This window comes from Streptomyces sp. NBC_00414, assembly GCF_036038375.1.
Taxonomy (GTDB): Bacteria; Actinomycetota; Actinomycetes; order Streptomycetales; family Streptomycetaceae; genus Streptomyces.
Genome location: NZ_CP107935.1, coordinates 8,253,981 through 8,268,847, shown reverse-complemented (window position 1 = coordinate 8,268,847; position 14,867 = coordinate 8,253,981). Strand labels below are relative to the sequence as shown.

At 69.5% G+C, this 14,867-nt stretch carries 14 protein-coding genes and 6 tRNA genes; 8 read left to right on the top strand and 12 right to left on the bottom strand.

All coding sequences use genetic code 11. The features are described from left to right. Positions 1–181 precede the first annotated feature (181 nt). The 7 genes from OHS59_RS35995 to OHS59_RS35965 all read right to left on the bottom strand — a co-directional run bounded on the left by OHS59_RS35995 (position 182) and on the right by OHS59_RS35965 (position 8,045). On the bottom strand, positions 182–2,938 hold the full coding sequence (locus tag OHS59_RS35995; RefSeq protein WP_328497513.1) for an exo-rhamnogalacturonan lyase family protein: 2,757 nt from the start codon (positions 2,936–2,938) through the stop codon (positions 182–184). Between the two features lie 137 nt (positions 2,939–3,075). Beyond that, positions 3,076–3,690 carry a hypothetical protein gene (locus OHS59_RS35990; protein WP_328497512.1) on the bottom strand — a complete coding sequence of 205 codons (615 nt, stop codon included), beginning with the start codon at positions 3,688–3,690 and terminating at the stop codon, positions 3,076–3,078. Positions 3,691–3,697: 7 nt separating this feature from the next. Then, entirely contained in the window at positions 3,698–4,615 is a 918-nt protein-coding gene (locus OHS59_RS35985; RefSeq protein WP_328497511.1) for a carbohydrate ABC transporter permease, read from the bottom strand. Continuing rightward, on the bottom strand, positions 4,612–5,583 hold the full coding sequence (locus OHS59_RS35980; RefSeq protein WP_328497510.1) for a carbohydrate ABC transporter permease: 972 nt from the start codon (positions 5,581–5,583) through the stop codon (positions 4,612–4,614). Before OHS59_RS35980 ends, OHS59_RS35985 begins: the two co-directional genes overlap by 4 nt. Then, a complete protein-coding gene (locus OHS59_RS35975) occupies positions 5,583–6,872 on the bottom strand; it encodes an ABC transporter substrate-binding protein (RefSeq protein WP_328497509.1) in 1,290 nt (429 codons plus the stop codon). The genes OHS59_RS35980 and OHS59_RS35975 overlap by 1 nt, the downstream gene beginning before the upstream one ends. 597 nt (positions 6,873–7,469) lie before the next feature. Then, positions 7,470–7,541, bottom strand: a tRNA-Val gene (locus OHS59_RS35970). Positions 7,542–7,610: 69 nt separating this feature from the next. Next, a complete protein-coding gene (locus OHS59_RS35965) occupies positions 7,611–8,045 on the bottom strand; it encodes a TIGR02611 family protein (RefSeq protein ID WP_328497508.1) in 435 nt (144 codons plus the stop codon). Positions 8,046–8,236: 191 nt separating this feature from the next. Here OHS59_RS35965 and OHS59_RS35960 point away from each other — a divergent pair, with 191 nt between their 5' ends. Beyond that, positions 8,237–8,650: an SsgA family sporulation/cell division regulator gene (locus OHS59_RS35960; protein WP_003959770.1), complete on the top strand. Its 414-nt coding sequence runs from the start codon at positions 8,237–8,239 to the stop codon at positions 8,648–8,650. Between the two features lie 505 nt (positions 8,651–9,155). Beyond that, positions 9,156–9,713 (top strand): CGNR zinc finger domain-containing protein, encoded by a 558-nt coding sequence (locus OHS59_RS35955; protein ID WP_328497507.1) that lies wholly within the window; start codon positions 9,156–9,158, stop codon positions 9,711–9,713. Positions 9,714–9,754: 41 nt separating this feature from the next. On the opposite strand, the gene OHS59_RS35950 is transcribed toward OHS59_RS35955, so the two are convergent. Both OHS59_RS35950 and OHS59_RS35945 read right to left on the bottom strand, forming a co-directional pair. After that, complete coding sequence (locus OHS59_RS35950) at positions 9,755–9,907, bottom strand: hypothetical protein (RefSeq protein ID WP_189772695.1); 153 nt, start codon at positions 9,905–9,907, stop codon at positions 9,755–9,757. Between the two features lie 183 nt (positions 9,908–10,090). Further along, positions 10,091–10,537 (bottom strand): hypothetical protein, encoded by a 447-nt coding sequence (locus OHS59_RS35945; RefSeq protein WP_328497506.1) that lies wholly within the window; start codon positions 10,535–10,537, stop codon positions 10,091–10,093. 172 nt (positions 10,538–10,709) lie between these two features. On the opposite strand from OHS59_RS35945, the gene OHS59_RS35940 reads away from it, so the two are divergent. Further along, entirely contained in the window at positions 10,710–11,234 is a 525-nt protein-coding gene (locus tag OHS59_RS35940; protein WP_328497505.1) for a DsbA family protein, read from the top strand. 108 nt (positions 11,235–11,342) lie between these two features. On the opposite strand, the gene OHS59_RS35935 is transcribed toward OHS59_RS35940, so the two are convergent. The 3 genes from OHS59_RS35935 to OHS59_RS35925 form a co-directional block, all read right to left on the bottom strand. Beyond that, positions 11,343–12,167, bottom strand: coding sequence for a GNAT family N-acetyltransferase (locus OHS59_RS35935; RefSeq protein WP_328497504.1), 825 nt, complete (start codon positions 12,165–12,167; stop codon positions 11,343–11,345). An 84-nt stretch (positions 12,168–12,251) separates the two neighbouring features. Next, positions 12,252–13,073 carry an aminotransferase class IV gene (locus OHS59_RS35930; RefSeq protein ID WP_328497503.1) on the bottom strand — a complete coding sequence of 274 codons (822 nt, stop codon included), beginning with the start codon at positions 13,071–13,073 and terminating at the stop codon, positions 12,252–12,254. Between the two features lie 38 nt (positions 13,074–13,111). Beyond that, positions 13,112–14,218 carry a chorismate-binding protein gene (locus OHS59_RS35925; protein WP_328497502.1) on the bottom strand — a complete coding sequence of 369 codons (1,107 nt, stop codon included), beginning with the start codon at positions 14,216–14,218 and terminating at the stop codon, positions 13,112–13,114. Positions 14,219–14,374: 156 nt separating this feature from the next. Here OHS59_RS35925 and OHS59_RS35920 point away from each other — a divergent pair. From OHS59_RS35920 to OHS59_RS35900, 5 genes are all read left to right on the top strand, one after another. Further along, a tRNA-Gly gene (locus OHS59_RS35920) sits at positions 14,375–14,447 on the top strand. Between the two features lie 39 nt (positions 14,448–14,486). Continuing rightward, a tRNA-Cys gene (locus tag OHS59_RS35915) sits at positions 14,487–14,560 on the top strand. 1 nt (position 14,561) lies between these two features. Then, a tRNA-Val gene (locus OHS59_RS35910) sits at positions 14,562–14,633 on the top strand. A 36-nt stretch (positions 14,634–14,669) separates the two neighbouring features. Further along, positions 14,670–14,741: transfer RNA gene (locus OHS59_RS35905), tRNA-Val, on the top strand. Positions 14,742–14,788: 47 nt separating this feature from the next. After that, positions 14,789–14,863: transfer RNA gene (locus tag OHS59_RS35900), tRNA-Val, on the top strand. Positions 14,864–14,867: the final 4 nt, after the last annotated feature.

Sequence of the window (14,867 nt, the reverse complement as noted above, 5' to 3'; positions counted from 1 at the left end):
AACGGGTTCCACCCCCACAGGGAGTCGCCCCGCAGGGGCACTCCCGAGGGGCGCGGGGAACGGCGCGCCCAGCCACAACGGACCCGCACCCAGCCCCTTCCCCCCCCCGGCAGGGGTGCGGCGCGCACGTCGTGGCCGCCCGCGCGGTCCCCCGCACCCCTGAAGGGCCCCAGCGGAAGCGTCACGGCATCCGATCACCGATCAACGCCAGATTCTGAATCGCCGCGAGCCCGTACAACGCAGTCGTGTTCGTGGACACCCAGGCCGCCTCACTACCGGACACCAACCCGGTCGGCCCCCCGACCTCCTTCGTGGACCAGTCGGTCGACTCCTTGTAGTCCCACGTGTCGGCACTGTTGTAGAACTGCCGCCACGCCCGCGCGGCCAGCGCGTCGTCGTCCAGCTCCACCGCCGCGTACGCGTCCTGCCTCGAGTGCCCCTGGAACAACAGCAGAGAGCCGAAGTCGGACCCGTAACGCGCCTTCTGCTCGGCCTTCGTCGCGTTGAAGTACCGGCAGTAGTCGAGCCACGCCTCCTTGAACTCCGGCATGTCGATCTGGTCGAGCAGCTCGGCGTTCAGCTCGACGAGCCCGAACATCGCCGAGAGGTGCGACACCCCGACCACGGCACTCGACGCGACGGCGAACTTCCCGGTGTCGAGGTCGTACAGCGCGCTGCCCTGGACGAACCCGTTGGGTTGCGCGGCGATGGTCTCCATCGTGGACAGGACCCGAGCCTTCGCCTTCTCCCACTTGGGCCCGCGCCGCTCCCACTCGGTGAGCCACGCCGACACCAGCCCGCTCCAGTCGGTGCCGAAGCCGATCGAGAGCGCGTTGCGGTCCGGTTCGTACGGCTCGGTGCGGATCTTGCGGATCGGGTCGAGGACGAGGAACGTCTCGTCGGAGTCGACGTTGGCGTGCATGAGGTCGCCGACGCGTTCGTCGCCGGTGAGGAAGTAGTAGTAGCGCCGGTAGGTGGTGTTGGCGATGCGCTGCTGCTTGGCGCTGTCGGCGTAGTGCTGGACGCCGTGCCGGGTACCGAGGCCGGCCCACTGCCCCAGGTGATAGACGTCGACCTCGCCGGTGTGCCGGGTCATGGCCTCGGCGAAACGGAAGATGTCGGAGCGGCCGGAGCGCATGTAGGCGAACCAGAGCCACAGGTCGGGCGAGAGCTCGGAGTTGTCCCAGGCGTAGCCGCCCACGTCGTAGCACCACTGATGGCGGCTCGGGTCGTACGTGTGCATGATGTCGCCGTAGTCCCAGAAGCCGTACCACCTGCGCATCTCCACCTGGTCCCTGTAATAGGTGAAGAGGAAGTCGAGATGGTCCTCGATCTTCGCCTTGGCGGCGGTGGAGCGGTCCGGCTCGGAGAACAGTCGGCCGAAGACACCGGCCTTGACCAGATGCCGGGGCGGAGCGGCGAGCTGCGCCGGGGTACGTACGGCGGCCACCTGCTTGGCCATCGCCTCGGCACTCGGTGTCGACGCGTGGGCCCAGAAGAGGAGTTCGCTGGTACGGGCGATGCCGTAGGGGGTGCCGAAGCCGGGCTCGTAGTCCTCGTAGGTGATGTTGAGGCCTTCGAGCTGTTCGGGGTACGTGTCCTGGCCCATGCCGTCGTGGTAGAAGCGCAGGTCCATGGGCTGCGACTCGGGCGACCAGAGCCAGAGCGTGACCTCGGCCTCGTCGGTCTGGGCGTCGCGGATGTCGAGCTGGGCGGGGAACTTCTCCCAGAAGTCCCGCAGCCCGAAGGCCAGTCCGCCGCTCGCGCCGCCGACGTACCCGAAGCCGCTGGCCCGCCGACCACCGCCCGCGGAGATCCAGCCATGGCCCTTCTTGGTGCGCTTGCGCACGCCGAAGCCGTCCGCCGACAGCTGCGAGAGGGTGTAGTCGCCCCATTCGGGGATGTACTGGAGCCGGGTGGTCACCCGCTGGTCCCAGGTCGACGGATCGGGCAGCTTCTGTCCCTCGAACTGGGCCGTCCGGATGGCCGCGCCCGGGTCCCGGCGCAGCCCGGTGATCCCCTTCACCGCCTCGCGCAGCAGCCCGGTCCCCTCCCCGCCGATACGGATGTGCCGGTCGTACGCGGCGTCGCGCATCGGCACCTTGAAGCGGACGCCGATGCCGCGGATGAAGTCGCCACTGGCCTTGCCGGGTTCCTGGGTGCCGTCGAAGGTGATCGTGTGCACCATGCGGAACGACTCGCCGCCCGCGTAGAAGTAGAGCCGCACCGAGAAGGGCAGCCAGCTCCGGCTGCCCTTGCGGTGCTTGCCGTCGATACGGACGACGGCGCGGACCGGCCCGTCCTGCTCGACCTCGGCCTCGGAGATCACGCTCTCGAAGCGCTCGTACTTCTCGGCGCCCTGGTCGCCGTCCTCGATCTCCGGCTGGCGCAGCAGCACGAGACGCCCGTCCCTGGCGATCTCCGTCCAGCCGCGCAGTACGGACCTGACCAGCGTGGAACCGCCCTTGCCGAGCTTCGCGGTGATGACCCCGGTCGACACCTCGATGGAGCCGCCGCGCCTGTCGACGGTCACCTTCTTGGCGGGCGCGGCGGGCGAACCCGCGTCGAGGGTGAGCTTGCCGCTGCCCGCTCCCGGCCCGACCGCGTGCGCGGTCCACTTGAGGGAGCCGTCGGGCCAGTAGCCGATCGGCCAGGACTGCACGGGCACGGCCTTGCCGTCGGCGTCGGTCAGCGCGAAGGTCTGGTCCTTCTCGTACGCGCCCTTCGGCCAGGGCACGCCCACGGTCGAGCCCGGTGCCTCGCCGAGGCCGCCGTCCTCCAGCCAGTCCAGGGTCACCGGGTCCGCGTCGGCGGCCTCGGCTCTCGGGGCGGCCTGCGCTGCCTGCGCATCTTGCGCGCCCAGGGCCCAGCTGAACTGGGCGGCGGCTCCGGCGACGGCGGCCGCCTTGAGGAGGGACCTGCGGGGGATGGGGGACATGGCCTTCCTTTCCTTACGAGTCCTTGCGAGGAAGTCAGGGGCATGACAGAGAGAGGGGCGACGCCGGGGCGCCTGCCTTGTGAGCCTTGAGCCTTGCGAACCTTGTGAGCCTTGTAATTCTTGTGAGAAACCGCCGGTCAGCGGTGGCGACCGCGTTCCTCCACGGCGAGGGCCGCCGCCGCCACGGCCCCCAGGACGGGGATCGCCAGCGGCGGCACGAACCAGGCGGAGACGGCCACGACGACCAGTCCGCCGACGAGCAGGAAGGACCCCGCGGGGTCGAGGACCGTACGGCGCCCGGCGGCGCCGAGCAGCTCGCGCCAGGAGGCGCCGGGCTCCCAGACCGCCGCCGCGCGCAGCCCGGCGACGGCCAGCCCGATCAGCGCGAACAGCCCCACGGCCCCGACGAACGGGCCGCCCGGGATCCCGGCGCGTACGGCCTGCACATCGACCCACACCGCGAGGGCCGCCGCCCACCCGGCGAGTCCGGCGAGCCACCCGCCGCGCACGGCGGCACGGAAGTCCGCGACGAACTCCCGCAGGCCGCCGGCCTCATGAGCCGTACGCCGCCGGAGGTGCCGTGACCCGGCGGCGAACGCGGCGGGGTAGGTGACCACGGGCAGCGAGGCCACCGCGATCCACACCCCGGTGAGCAGACACTCGGCGAAGAGCGCGAACCGCTCGGCGAGGGCGGACTCCCGCTGGGGGCGCTTCTGCGCGGACACCGGCGCCGGTGCCGTACGAGCCTTCATGTGTGGGTCAGCCCTTCAGACCGGAGGTCGCCATACCGTCGATCAGATAGCGCTGGAAGGCGAGGAAGAAGGCCAGCACGGGCAGCAGCGCCACCAGTGACATGGCGATCATGCCGCCGTAGTTGGCGACGCCCTCCTGGTCGCGGAACATCATCATGCCGAGGGAGACGGTGTACTTGGCGGGCTCGTTGAGGTAGATCAGCGGGCCCATGAAGTCGTTCCAGGCGTTGATGAAGGTGAAGATCGCACTGGTGATGAGGGCCGGCCGGCACAGCGGCAGGACGATCGACCAGTAGATCCGCAGGTGACCGCAGCCGTCGAGCCGGGCCGCCTCGTCCAGTTCCTTGGGCAGGTTCCGCATGAACTGCACCATGAGGAAGACGAAGAACGCCTCGGTGGCCAGGAACTTGCCGATCAGCAGCGGCACGTACGTGTTGATCAGTTCCATCTTCTGGAACATCACGTACTGCGGGATGAGCAGCACGTGGTACGGCAGCAGCAGGGTGCCGATCATCAGCGAGAACATCAGGTTGCGCCCGGCGAACCGGATGCGGGCGAAGGCGTACGCCGTCAGCGAGCAGGAGATGAGGATGCCGATGACGGAGCCGAGCGCGTAGAAGAGGGAGTTCTGGAAGAACGTGGCGATCGAGATGTCCGCGATGCCGTCGGCGAGCCCCTTGAAGTTCTGGAGGATCGGGCTGGTCGGGAAGAGCTGCAGGCTGCCGATGATCTCCCGGCTGGGCTTGAACGAGGCGCCGAGGACCCAGACGACGGGATAGAGGACGACCGCGAGGACGAGCAGCGCGCCGAGGTGCCAGGCGAGCGATCCGGTGCTCTTCCGCCCGAGTGCCGGGGACTTGCTCGGCGGGGTGGCGTTCGTACGCGTGGTCACGGTCGTGGCCGTGGTCGTGCCGGTGGTGCTCATCGGGAGGCCTCCTCGTAGTGCACCCATCGCTTCTGGGACCAGAAGAGGACCGCCGTCACCAGCGCCACGGCGAGCAGCAGCATCCAGGCCATCGCGGAGGCGAAGCCCATCTGGGCCTCCTTGAAGCCCTTCTGGTACAGGTAACAGGTGTAGACGAGCGTGGCGTCGGCCGGTCCGCAGGTGGCGTTGGAGACGACGTACGCGGAACCGAAGATCTGGAACGAGTGGATGGTCTCCAGCAGCACGTTGAAGAACAGCACGGGGGAGATCATCGGCAGGGTGATGCTCCAGAACCGTTTGAACGGTCCGGCGCCGTCGACCTCGGCCGCCTCGTACAGCTCCCTCGGTACCTGCTTCAGGCCGGCGAGGAAGATGACCATGGGGGCGCCGAACTGCCAGACGGTGAGTGCCACCAGGCTGTAGAGCACCCAGTCCGGATTGCCGACCCAGCCACCGACGTCGAACCCGAAGAACGACTGCGTACGGTCCACCGCGGCGTCGTCGGAGAACAGCGCGCGCCACACGAAGCCGATGGACACGCTCGCGCCGATCAGCGAGGGGGCGTAGAACGCGGCCCGGTAGAAGGCCTGCCCGCGCCGGCTCTGGGCGAGCAGCAGGGCGACCCCCAGCGCGAGCAGCAGCTTCAGCGGGGTGCCGATGATGACGTACTTCGCCGTCACCTCGACCGACTTCTGCCACCGGGGGTCGTCGAGCATCCGGGTGAAGTTGTCGAGGCCGATCCACTTCGGGGAGTCGAAGAGGTTGTAGTCGGTGAACGCGAAATACAGCGATGCGGCCATGGGCCCCGCGGTCAGCAGCAGAAAGCCCGCGATCCAGGGGGACATGAAGAGGTAGCCGGCCAGATTCTCCCGGCGGCCCCGCCGCTTGGCGGCGGCGGGGGGACCGGGACGCTTCTCCGGGGCATCCGGCGGAGAGTCCTTGATGAGCGTCGTCACTGCTGTTCCCATCAGGTGGCGAGGGCGGTCTTCGCCTCGGAGAAGAACTGCTTGACCGCGTCGGAGACCTTCGTCTTGCCCGTCGACATGTCGCCGGCGACGCGCAGGAACGCGGCCTCCACGGTGTCGGCGCCCGCCGGGTGCGGCGTGATGGTCCCGAGCAGCCCGGCATCGGCGACGTCCGCCTCGTACTTCGCGATCGCCTGGTTGGGGGCGTCGGTCGGCTTGTACGCGTCGAACTGCTCCGTGGTGGAGAGCAGGCCCCGGTCGTAGCCCATGATCTTGCCGACCTCGGGGTCGTGGACCATGAAGGAGATGAACTGGGCCACTTCCTTGGGGTGCTTGGTCCGGGCGAAACCGCTCAGCATGAGCGAGCCGAGGTACTGGCCGGTCTCCTTGCCGTCGGTCGTCGGGATCGGCGCCAGCCCGTAGGTGCTGTCGCCCTCCACGGAGTAGCGCACGGTGAAGTTGTCCCAGGTGAACTCGGACCCGGCGTCGCCGGAGGCCAGCGCCGACTTCGGCTTGAGCTGCTCGACCTTCTTCGGGTCGGTGACGATTCCGGCCTTCACACGGTTGTAGCCGTCCTGCCACCACTCCGTCAGATCGGCCTCCTCGAAGCCGAGTCCGTCCTCGGTGAAGAACGCCTTGCCGTTCTGGCGCAGATAGAGGTCGTAGAGGTACATGATCCCGAAGTAGCCGCTGTCGCCCGCCACCTTCTGGGTGTCGTGGATCTTCTTGAGCGCGGCGAAGTACTCGTCCCAGGTCCAGCCCTGCTCGGCCTTCACACCGGCGGCTTTGAAGACTTTCTCGTCGATGACGAGCGACATGGTGTTGGAGCCGACGGGTATGCCCAGCAGTTTCCCGTCGACCTCGCCGACCTTCTCGACTCCGGCCCGGAAGTTCTTGAGGTCCAGATTTCCCGCGTCCACTTGGGACTTGAGGTCGAGAAGAATACTTCTCTTGTCGTACTTCCGCAGGAATGCGACCGCGTTCTGGAATACGTCCGGTGGATTCCCGCCCGCGGCCTGGGTCTGGAACTTCTCCCAAAAGGCCACGTAATCCTGGAAGTCCGTCTTCACCTTGATCTTCGGATACTTCTTCTCGAAGAGCTTGATGGACTGGTTGATGCGCTTGGCCCGCTCCTCCGCGCCCCACCAGGCGAAGCGGATCTCGACCGTGCCGTCGCCCGATCCGCCGCCGTCTCCCCCGCAGCCGGCCGTCGCGGCGAGCCCGACCGTCGCCAGCGACGCTCCGGCCGCCTTGAGGACCGTCCGCCTCTCAACACTCCCGTTTTTTCCCACAGTCGGGCCTCCCCGCGACGTCGCTGTCCGCTGCCATGAATCGTTTCAAGTAAGCGCTTGCTGGCACAAGGTACGGAGGCCCTAAGCGGTCGTCAATGATTCGGACAGGAATTGATGTGAAGCGGCCCGCCGACGCGTCAGCGTGAACTGGGGCGAATTGACCGCGGAGTTGGGCTGCTCCGCAGGTAGGGCGGGGTGGGCCGAGTGGTCGAACGCAAATATGAAGGGCGGGGGTTCGGTGGGGGAAGGCCGAAAGGGAGGGGCGGGACCGCGGGCTGAGGGTGTGCGGGGCCGCGGGCGTGCGGGATGCCGTGTCGGCCGGGAGCCGGCATCTACGAGCGGCGGGGTTGTGGGGGCAAGGCCGCGGGGTGCCGCCTCCGAGCGAGGGGCGCGGGATGCGGGCCGTGGGGTGCCGCCTCCCAGCGACGGGCGCGGCATGGGGCCGCGGGGCCGCCACCCCCAAGCACGAGGTCGAGGTGCGAGCCGTGGCTGCCGTCAGGGGAACGCGGGCGGCGGGGTGCGGCAGTCGGGCCGTCAGGAACGACGACAGGCGGCTGGGTCCACGAGTTCCGTGGACCCAGCCGCCTGTCGGCAACGTGGGCGATACTGGGATCGAACCAGTGACCTCTTCGGTGTGAACGAAGCGCTCTCCCGCTGAGCTAATCGCCCGGGCGCAGGAAGTAGATTACCCCATGTCAGGGCGTGCTTCCGACCGGCCCGTGAGTGCGCGGACCCCCGCTACTCCTTGATGTTCCACGGCATCTCGATGCCGAACTTCCACACGTACACCCCGACCAGCACCGCGATGATCACCAGCCCGATGCTCGTCAGGATGATGTTGCGACGCCGGACCTTCGGGTCGAGTGCCTTCTGTGTCGCCTCGGTGACTTTGCGCTTCGTCCAGCGGAGCACCAGCTGCGCCCAGACGAACTCGGTCGCCCAGATCGCCATACCGCCGAAGATCACCAGCCAGCCCGGACCGGGCAGGGGCAGCATGATCACACCGGCCACGACGACCGCGAGACCCACTACGAAGACGCCCACCTGCCAGCTCAGGTGCAGCATGCGGCGCGCCTTGATGAATTGCGGCGCACGGGACCCGAGCGCCGGCTCGCTCTTAGTTTCGTCGGTCGCCATGGCGACCTCCCCCGTTCCGTCACTCCCCGTATTCATACGGCCAAACCCTACCGGACGGAAACCGGTCACCGGAATGGTCGTAGTACGCGAACGGGTACTCGGCCGGATGAGGTACCTAAAGACACGCAAAACACTCAGAGGGGTTTACAACGGCACCGTAGGTGGCATGTCGATTTCGCCGACGTGCGAATCCCCGAGCGCACACTGAGCGAAAGGCCCTGGCGCTTATGAACACCACGGTCAGCTGCGAGCTGCACCTGCGCCTCGTTGTGTCGAGCGAGTCCTCTCTGCCTGTCCCCGCAGGCCTGCGGTACGACACGGCCGATCCCTACGCCGTGCACGCCACCTTCCACACCGGAGCGGAGGAGACTGTCGAATGGGTGTTCGCCCGCGACCTTCTCGCCGAGGGTCTGCACCGGCCCACCGGTACCGGCGACGTCCGAGTCTGGCCGTCCCGTAGCCACGGTCAGGGCGTCGTGTGCATCGCCCTGAGCTCTCCGGAGGGCGAAGCACTGCTGGAGGCCCCTGCGCGGGCCCTGGAGTCGTTCCTGAAGCGCACCGACGCCGCCGTGCCCCCTGGCACGGAACACCGGCACTTCGATCTCGATACGGAGCTCTCACACATCCTGGCCGAAAGCTAGGACGGGACTCCGCACCAAGCCGCCCGGCGCCGTCCACTCGGGGTGACGGCTCGGGCTCAGACAACCGCATATGGATCACATGGGTGCCGTCTCCGTGCGACTTGCGGGGGCGGCGCCTTTGCAGTGCCCTGGGGTGGGGTGCGGGTTCTGTGCGGGGTGTCCTGGGCCGAGTGCGCCGTTCCCCGCGCCCCTGGGTGGGTCGGGGGCCAGGTCGGACGTCCAGCGCCCGGCGACTTCCGCTGGGCGCGCCGTTCCCCGCGCCCCTCAGGTGAGTGGGGGTCCCGGTCGGACATCCAGTACCCGGCGACTTCCGCTGGGCGCGCCGTTCCCCGCGCCCCTCAGGTGAGTAGGGGTCCCGGTCGGACGTCCAGTGCCCGGCGGCTGCGGCTGGGCGCGCCGGTTCCCGCGGCCCAGACGGGTGGGCCCGGGTTCTCTTCGTGTGGAGCCGCTAGCATCGGCCTGCATCGGCGGGCGTCCGCCCGACCCCCAGGCCAGGGAGCGAAACGTGCTGATCACCCACGACACCCGGTGCGCCCTCGACACCGTGGTCGATCTGGTGAACACCGCACCGGAGGACGACACCACGGACGGACTCGCCAACCTCGCGGCGCTGCTCGATTTCGTACGAAACCACAACATGAGCGATGTCGGGACCCTGTCCGAGCTCGATCTCTCGGCGGTGCGCCGGATCCGGGGCCGCTTCGCCGCGGTCTTCGCCGCTCCCGACGCCCGTACCGCCGCCTCGCTCATCAACGAACTCGTCGCAGCCGCGGGCACCACGCCGCGTCTCACGAACCATGACAGCTATGACTGGCACGTGCACTACTTCGCACCGGGCGCGTCCGTCGCCGACCATCTCGCCGCGGACTGCGGCATGGCACTGGCCTTCTTCGTGGTCGCGGGGGAACAGGAACGGCTGCGTCGCTGTGAGGCACCGGACTGCCGACGCGCCTTCGTCGATCTCTCCCGCAACCGCTCCCGCCGCTACTGCGACAGCCGCACCTGCGGAAACCGTCTTCATGTGGCCGCCTACCGGGCACGGCGCAAGGAAGCGGCAGGCTGACGGAGTCCGCAGCGGGTGACGCCGGGGACTCCGTTTACGGCTCAGAGCAGCAGCAGATCGTGCAGCGAAGCCATGAGCAGCAAACAGCCGATCACCGCAAGGAAGATCATCAGCGGTGGCTGGGAAAGCGCGAAGAGACAACCCCGCCGTTCCTCGGGAGGAACAACGGTGTCGCTCTGGGTTGTGTCCAGCATCTCGCCGCGATGATGACGCAGCCGAGACTCCCCGGGCGATCAACACGCCCGGATTATGGGGGAGTTAGCCGAAATCCGTGACACGGCGTTCCACGATCTGGGATAGGCGCGCGCCCGCGGACGATCGCAGGTCCATCCGGCTCGCGGGGGCGATTCAGAAAATCCTCGCGTGCCGCTGATTCTTCATATCCCGTGCTTTTTCAGGATGGCCTCGATGTCGCTGAAGTCGTCCCCCGCCGCGGCCTTGCGCGGCTTGGCCTCGGGGCGGGCCGCCGGGCGGGCGGTCGCCGGGCCCAGCGAGGGCGCCGAGGCCGCCGGGGCCACCGCCTCGCGCTGCGCGGCCCTGGCCGCCCTGCGCTCCTTGCGGGTCCCGCCCGAACGCCGCTCCACCGCGCGCGTGGTCATGAACAGCAGCCAGGCCGCCCCGAGCACGCCGAAGCCGGCCCAGGCCGTCGGGCTGAAGGCGGTGTCGGCCGCCCATTCGACGACCCCGGTCATCACCAGACCGAGCGGGACCAGCGAGTAGGCGGCAAGGCGGGCCGCGGTGAGGAAACGCTTGCGGTACGCGGTGACCGCGGCGATGCCCAGGCCTGCCGCGGCGACGGCGGAACAGACGGTCTCGGCAATCATCCGGTCCTCCAGGCATGGTGAGCGGGGCGGGGCTGGGCACTTCGTCCCTTCCATCCTGCACCGCCCCGTGCCCGGTATGCCATGGTCCGGGGATACCTCAGGGACATCTCCGGGTCGGGTCCTCCTGAGGTCCCGGTTGGGCCGCACAGGTCCCGGCTGGAAGACTGGCCCCATGAGCGACTCCTCCCCCGCCCGCCCCGCCGTCCCCGTCCTGGACATCTGGTGCGAACTCCAGTGCCCGGACTGCCGTAGCGCCCTGGACGACCTGCGCGCGCTGCGTGCCCGTTACGGCGACCGGCTGGAGCTGCGGCTGCGGCACTTCCCGCTGGAGAAGCACAAGCACGCGTTCGCGGCGGCCCAGGCCGCCGAGGAGGCCGCGGAACAGGGCAGCGCCTGGCCGTACGTCGAGGCGGTGCTGGAGCGCGTGTCGGAGCTGGACCGCGAGGGGGAGGCGCTTCTCCTCGATGTGGCCCGCGGACTCGGCCTGGACGTCGAGGAGTTCGACACGGCCCTGATCGACGGCCGGCACATCCTGATCGTCGACGCCGACCAGGCCGAGGGCAAGGCCATCGGCGTGACCGGCACGCCGACGTACGTCATCGACGGTGAGCGGCTCGACGGCGGCAAGAGCCAGGAGGGGCTGCGCGAGCGGATCGAGGAGATCGTGGACCGCTTGCTGGCCGAGCGGGAGGCCTGACGACCACCGCCTCCTGCCGAACGAACCCGGCCGACGCCCCTGCCTCCCGGCTCCCGGCTCCCGGCTCCCGGCATGGGCTCCCACCCGCCCCCAGCCCAGCCCCACCCCCTACAGCAGGTCCTTGTAGAAGTGATACGTGGTCGTCTCGTAGCCGAGTGACTCGTAGAGCCGCTCGGCCGGGGTGTTCCCGGCGGAGACGTTCAGGCGGACACCAGGGTGTCCGGCGGCGAACGCCCGCGCCTCCGCCAGGAGCATCAGTGAACGGCCGTGCCCCCGGCCCCGGTGTCTCTCGTCGGCCTCGACGCGGTCGACGAACGCCCAGCCGTCGCGCGACGCCAGCCACAGCATGCCCACCGGAGTCCCCTCGTGCTCCAGAACGCTGAGGTCCACGCCCTCGCTGCCGAGCCCGTCCGGCAGCAGAGTGGCGTGGTCCCGCTCGGACTTGGCGCGGGCCTCGGCCTCGGGGACGCCCCGGGTGATCCGGCTCCGGGTGTGCTCCTCCTCGGCCCGCACCGACCAGGCTTCGAACTCGGCCTCCGTCATGGGGCGTCCCCGGCTGCCGGCGGGCAGTTCGGGCGCGGTGTCGCCGAGCCGTTTCTCCATGGCACGGTTGCGCAGCACGTAACCGAGGGCCGTCACGAGCCTCAGGGCCGTCGCGGCGTCGGCCGGTACCGACACCTCGATCCGCCGGCAGCCCCATCCGCGCGCCACCTCCTCCGCGGCGAGCGCGGCCACGGTGCCCCGGCCGCGTCCCCGGTCCGGCTCCTCGATGCGCAGTTCACGGATCCGGGCGACGGACGACTCGGGGCCGGAGCGGGTGGCGAGGTGTATCGCTCCTACGGGACGACTGTTCACGCACACCGTGTAGTGGCGCGACAGCGAACCGTCGCCGTCTCGCTGAAGCGGCTCGGTCGGCCGCAGGGTGGTGGTCATCAGGGGTGTTGTACCCGTCCGGACACCCTCACGCCATCGAGTTCGGCCGACGGTTTCCGACCGGCGACCGACTCGGGGGACGGCTCAGGGGTCGAGGTCGTCGCCGGCCCGCTCGTCGAAGATCCGCATGGCCTTGGCGGTCACCGGGCCGGGGGCGCCGGGCAGTTCGCGGTCGTCGACCCGGTGCACGGCCTGTACGTCGCGCAGCGTCGAGGTCAGGAAGACCTCCTCGGCCCGCTCCAGGACGTCCAGCGGGAGGTCGGTCTCCCGGGCGCCGGTCCAGTCGACGGTGAGGGCGCGGGTGATGCCCGCGAGGCACCCGGAGGCGACGGGCGGGGTGTGGATCTCGCCGTCGAGGACGACGAAGACGTTGGAGCCCGTGCCCTCGCAGAGCTGCCCGACGGTGTTCGCGAACAGCGCCTCGGACCCGCCCCGCTCACGCGCGCGGGCGAGGGCGACGACGTTCTCGGCGTACGACGTCGTCTTGAGGCCCGTCAGCGCGCCGCGCTCGTTGCGGGTCCAGGGGACGGTGATCACGGCAGTGGAGTCGGGGCGTCGGCTGGTCTCCCCCAGGGCCACGACCAGGGTCTGCCCGCGCTCACCACGGTCCGAGCCGAGCGGTCCATGACCGCCGGTGTACGTGATCCGCAGGCGGCCGAGTGGCATCGGATTCGCCTCCAGGACGGCCGTGCAGGCCCGGCGCACCTCGTCGCGGTCGGGCTCGGGCAGTCCGAGACCGGTCGCCGAGCGCGCCAGCCGGTCGAGGTGCCGGGTGAGCGCGAAGGGACGGCCGTGGACCGCCTTCACGGTCTCGAAGATGCCGTCGCCCACGGTCAGCCCGTGGTCGAACACCGAGACACGGGCCGACTCGCCGTCCTGCAGCCTGCCGTCGAGCCAGATCTTCACTGAACCTCACCTCACGAGAACGCCGAGAACGTGCGGGGTCACCGGCCCTGTGTGCTCTTCCGGCCGGAGACCCCGGGGCCGTCCGCGGACGTGGCCCCGCCCACGTCACCCGCGTCGTACGCCCCTGGGTACTCCCCCGACGCTACAGCGAGCAGCCGGGCGGCCTTCAGCTCGGTCTCCTCCCATTCGCGCCGGGGGTCCGAGCCCCAGGTGATGCCCGCGCCGGAGCCGAAGCACAGCAGGCCGCGGGCCCGGTCGATCCAGAAGGTGCGGATCCCGACGGCCAGCTCCCCGGTGCCGCGGTCGGCGTCGACCCAGCCGACGCCGCCGCAGTACGGCCCGCGGGGCGCCGTCTCCAGTTCCTCGATGATCCGCAGGGCGCTGGACTTGGGGGCGCCGGTGACGGATCCGGGCGGGAAGGTCGCGCCCAGCAGCTCGGGCCAGCCGGCGCCCTCGCGCAGTTCGCCGCGGACGGTGGAGACGAGGTGGACGAGCCCCGGGTGCTTCTCGACGACGCACAGGTCGGGCACGGTCACGGTGCCCGTGGCGCACACCCGGCCCATGTCGTTGCGGACCAGGTCCACGATCATCACGTTCTCGGCGTGGTCCTTCGGCAACAGGTCCGCCTCGGTGCGCCCGGTGCCCTTGATCGGCCCCGACTCGACGACACGGCCGGTCCGGCGCAGGAAGAGCTCCGGGGACGCGGTGGCTATGTCGACGCCGTGCCCGGGCAGCCGAATCGTTCCGGCATACGGTGCCGGGTTGCCGCGTGCCAGCAGGGCGGTCAGCGCGTCCACGTCGGCGTCCGGCGCGACGGGCGCCGACAGCACCCGGCAGAGGTTCGCCTGGTACACCTCGCCGGCCGCGATGAGCTCACGTATGCGGCGTACCCCCGCCGTGTACGCGGTGCGGTCGAGCGACGACGTCCAGTCGTCGACCGCGGGGCCCGTCCACCGTCCCGGCACCGGCGCGGGTACGGCCTCGCGTCGCACGTCCGCGAAACGGGCGCAGACCACGCGCCCCTCGAAGTCGGCGCTGACGGCCCAGAAACCCCTGGAGTCGAGCGCCGCGGGGTCGCCGGTGACATCGAGGAGGCCGGTCGCGACGAGGCCGCCGAAGCGGGCGAGAGCTGGGAGGTCGTGCACGACTGTGAGTCTATGGTGGGTGACCTGCGGGTGCCTCGACCGTGTCCTGGAGCGGGCGTAGCGCAGCACGCTGCGCAAACGCGTTTTTGTGCTGGCCCGGGTATCCGCTAGAGTTCAACACGTCGCCGGGACGCGAGAGCCGACCGGAAACGACAAGCGGACGTAGCTCAGTTGGTAGAGCGCAACCTTGCCAAGGTTGAGGTCGCCAGTTCGAACCTGGTCGTCCGCTCGCAGGAAGTGGGGGATCTTCCCGACCCCCCGCGCTCCTGGTGGAGTGGCCGAGAGGCGAGGCAACGGCCTGCAAAGCCGTCTACACGGGTTCAAATCCCGTCTCCACCTCCAAGGACGATTAGCTCAGCGGGAGAGCGCTTCCCTGACACGGAAGAGGTCACTGGTTCAATCCCAGTATCGTCCACTGGATCTGCCGGTAGGTACGGTGGGATCCGGTCCCGCGCGATTAGCTCAGCGGGAGAGCGCTTCCCTGACACGGAAGAGGTCACTGGTTCAATCCCAGTATCGCGCACGCAGCACGTACCACCAGGCAGTACGCATCACCGGCAGGTCCCACCCGCGCGATTAGCTCAGCGGGAGAGCGCTTCCCTGACACGGAAGAGGTCACTGGTTCAATCCCAGTATCGCGCACCACCCG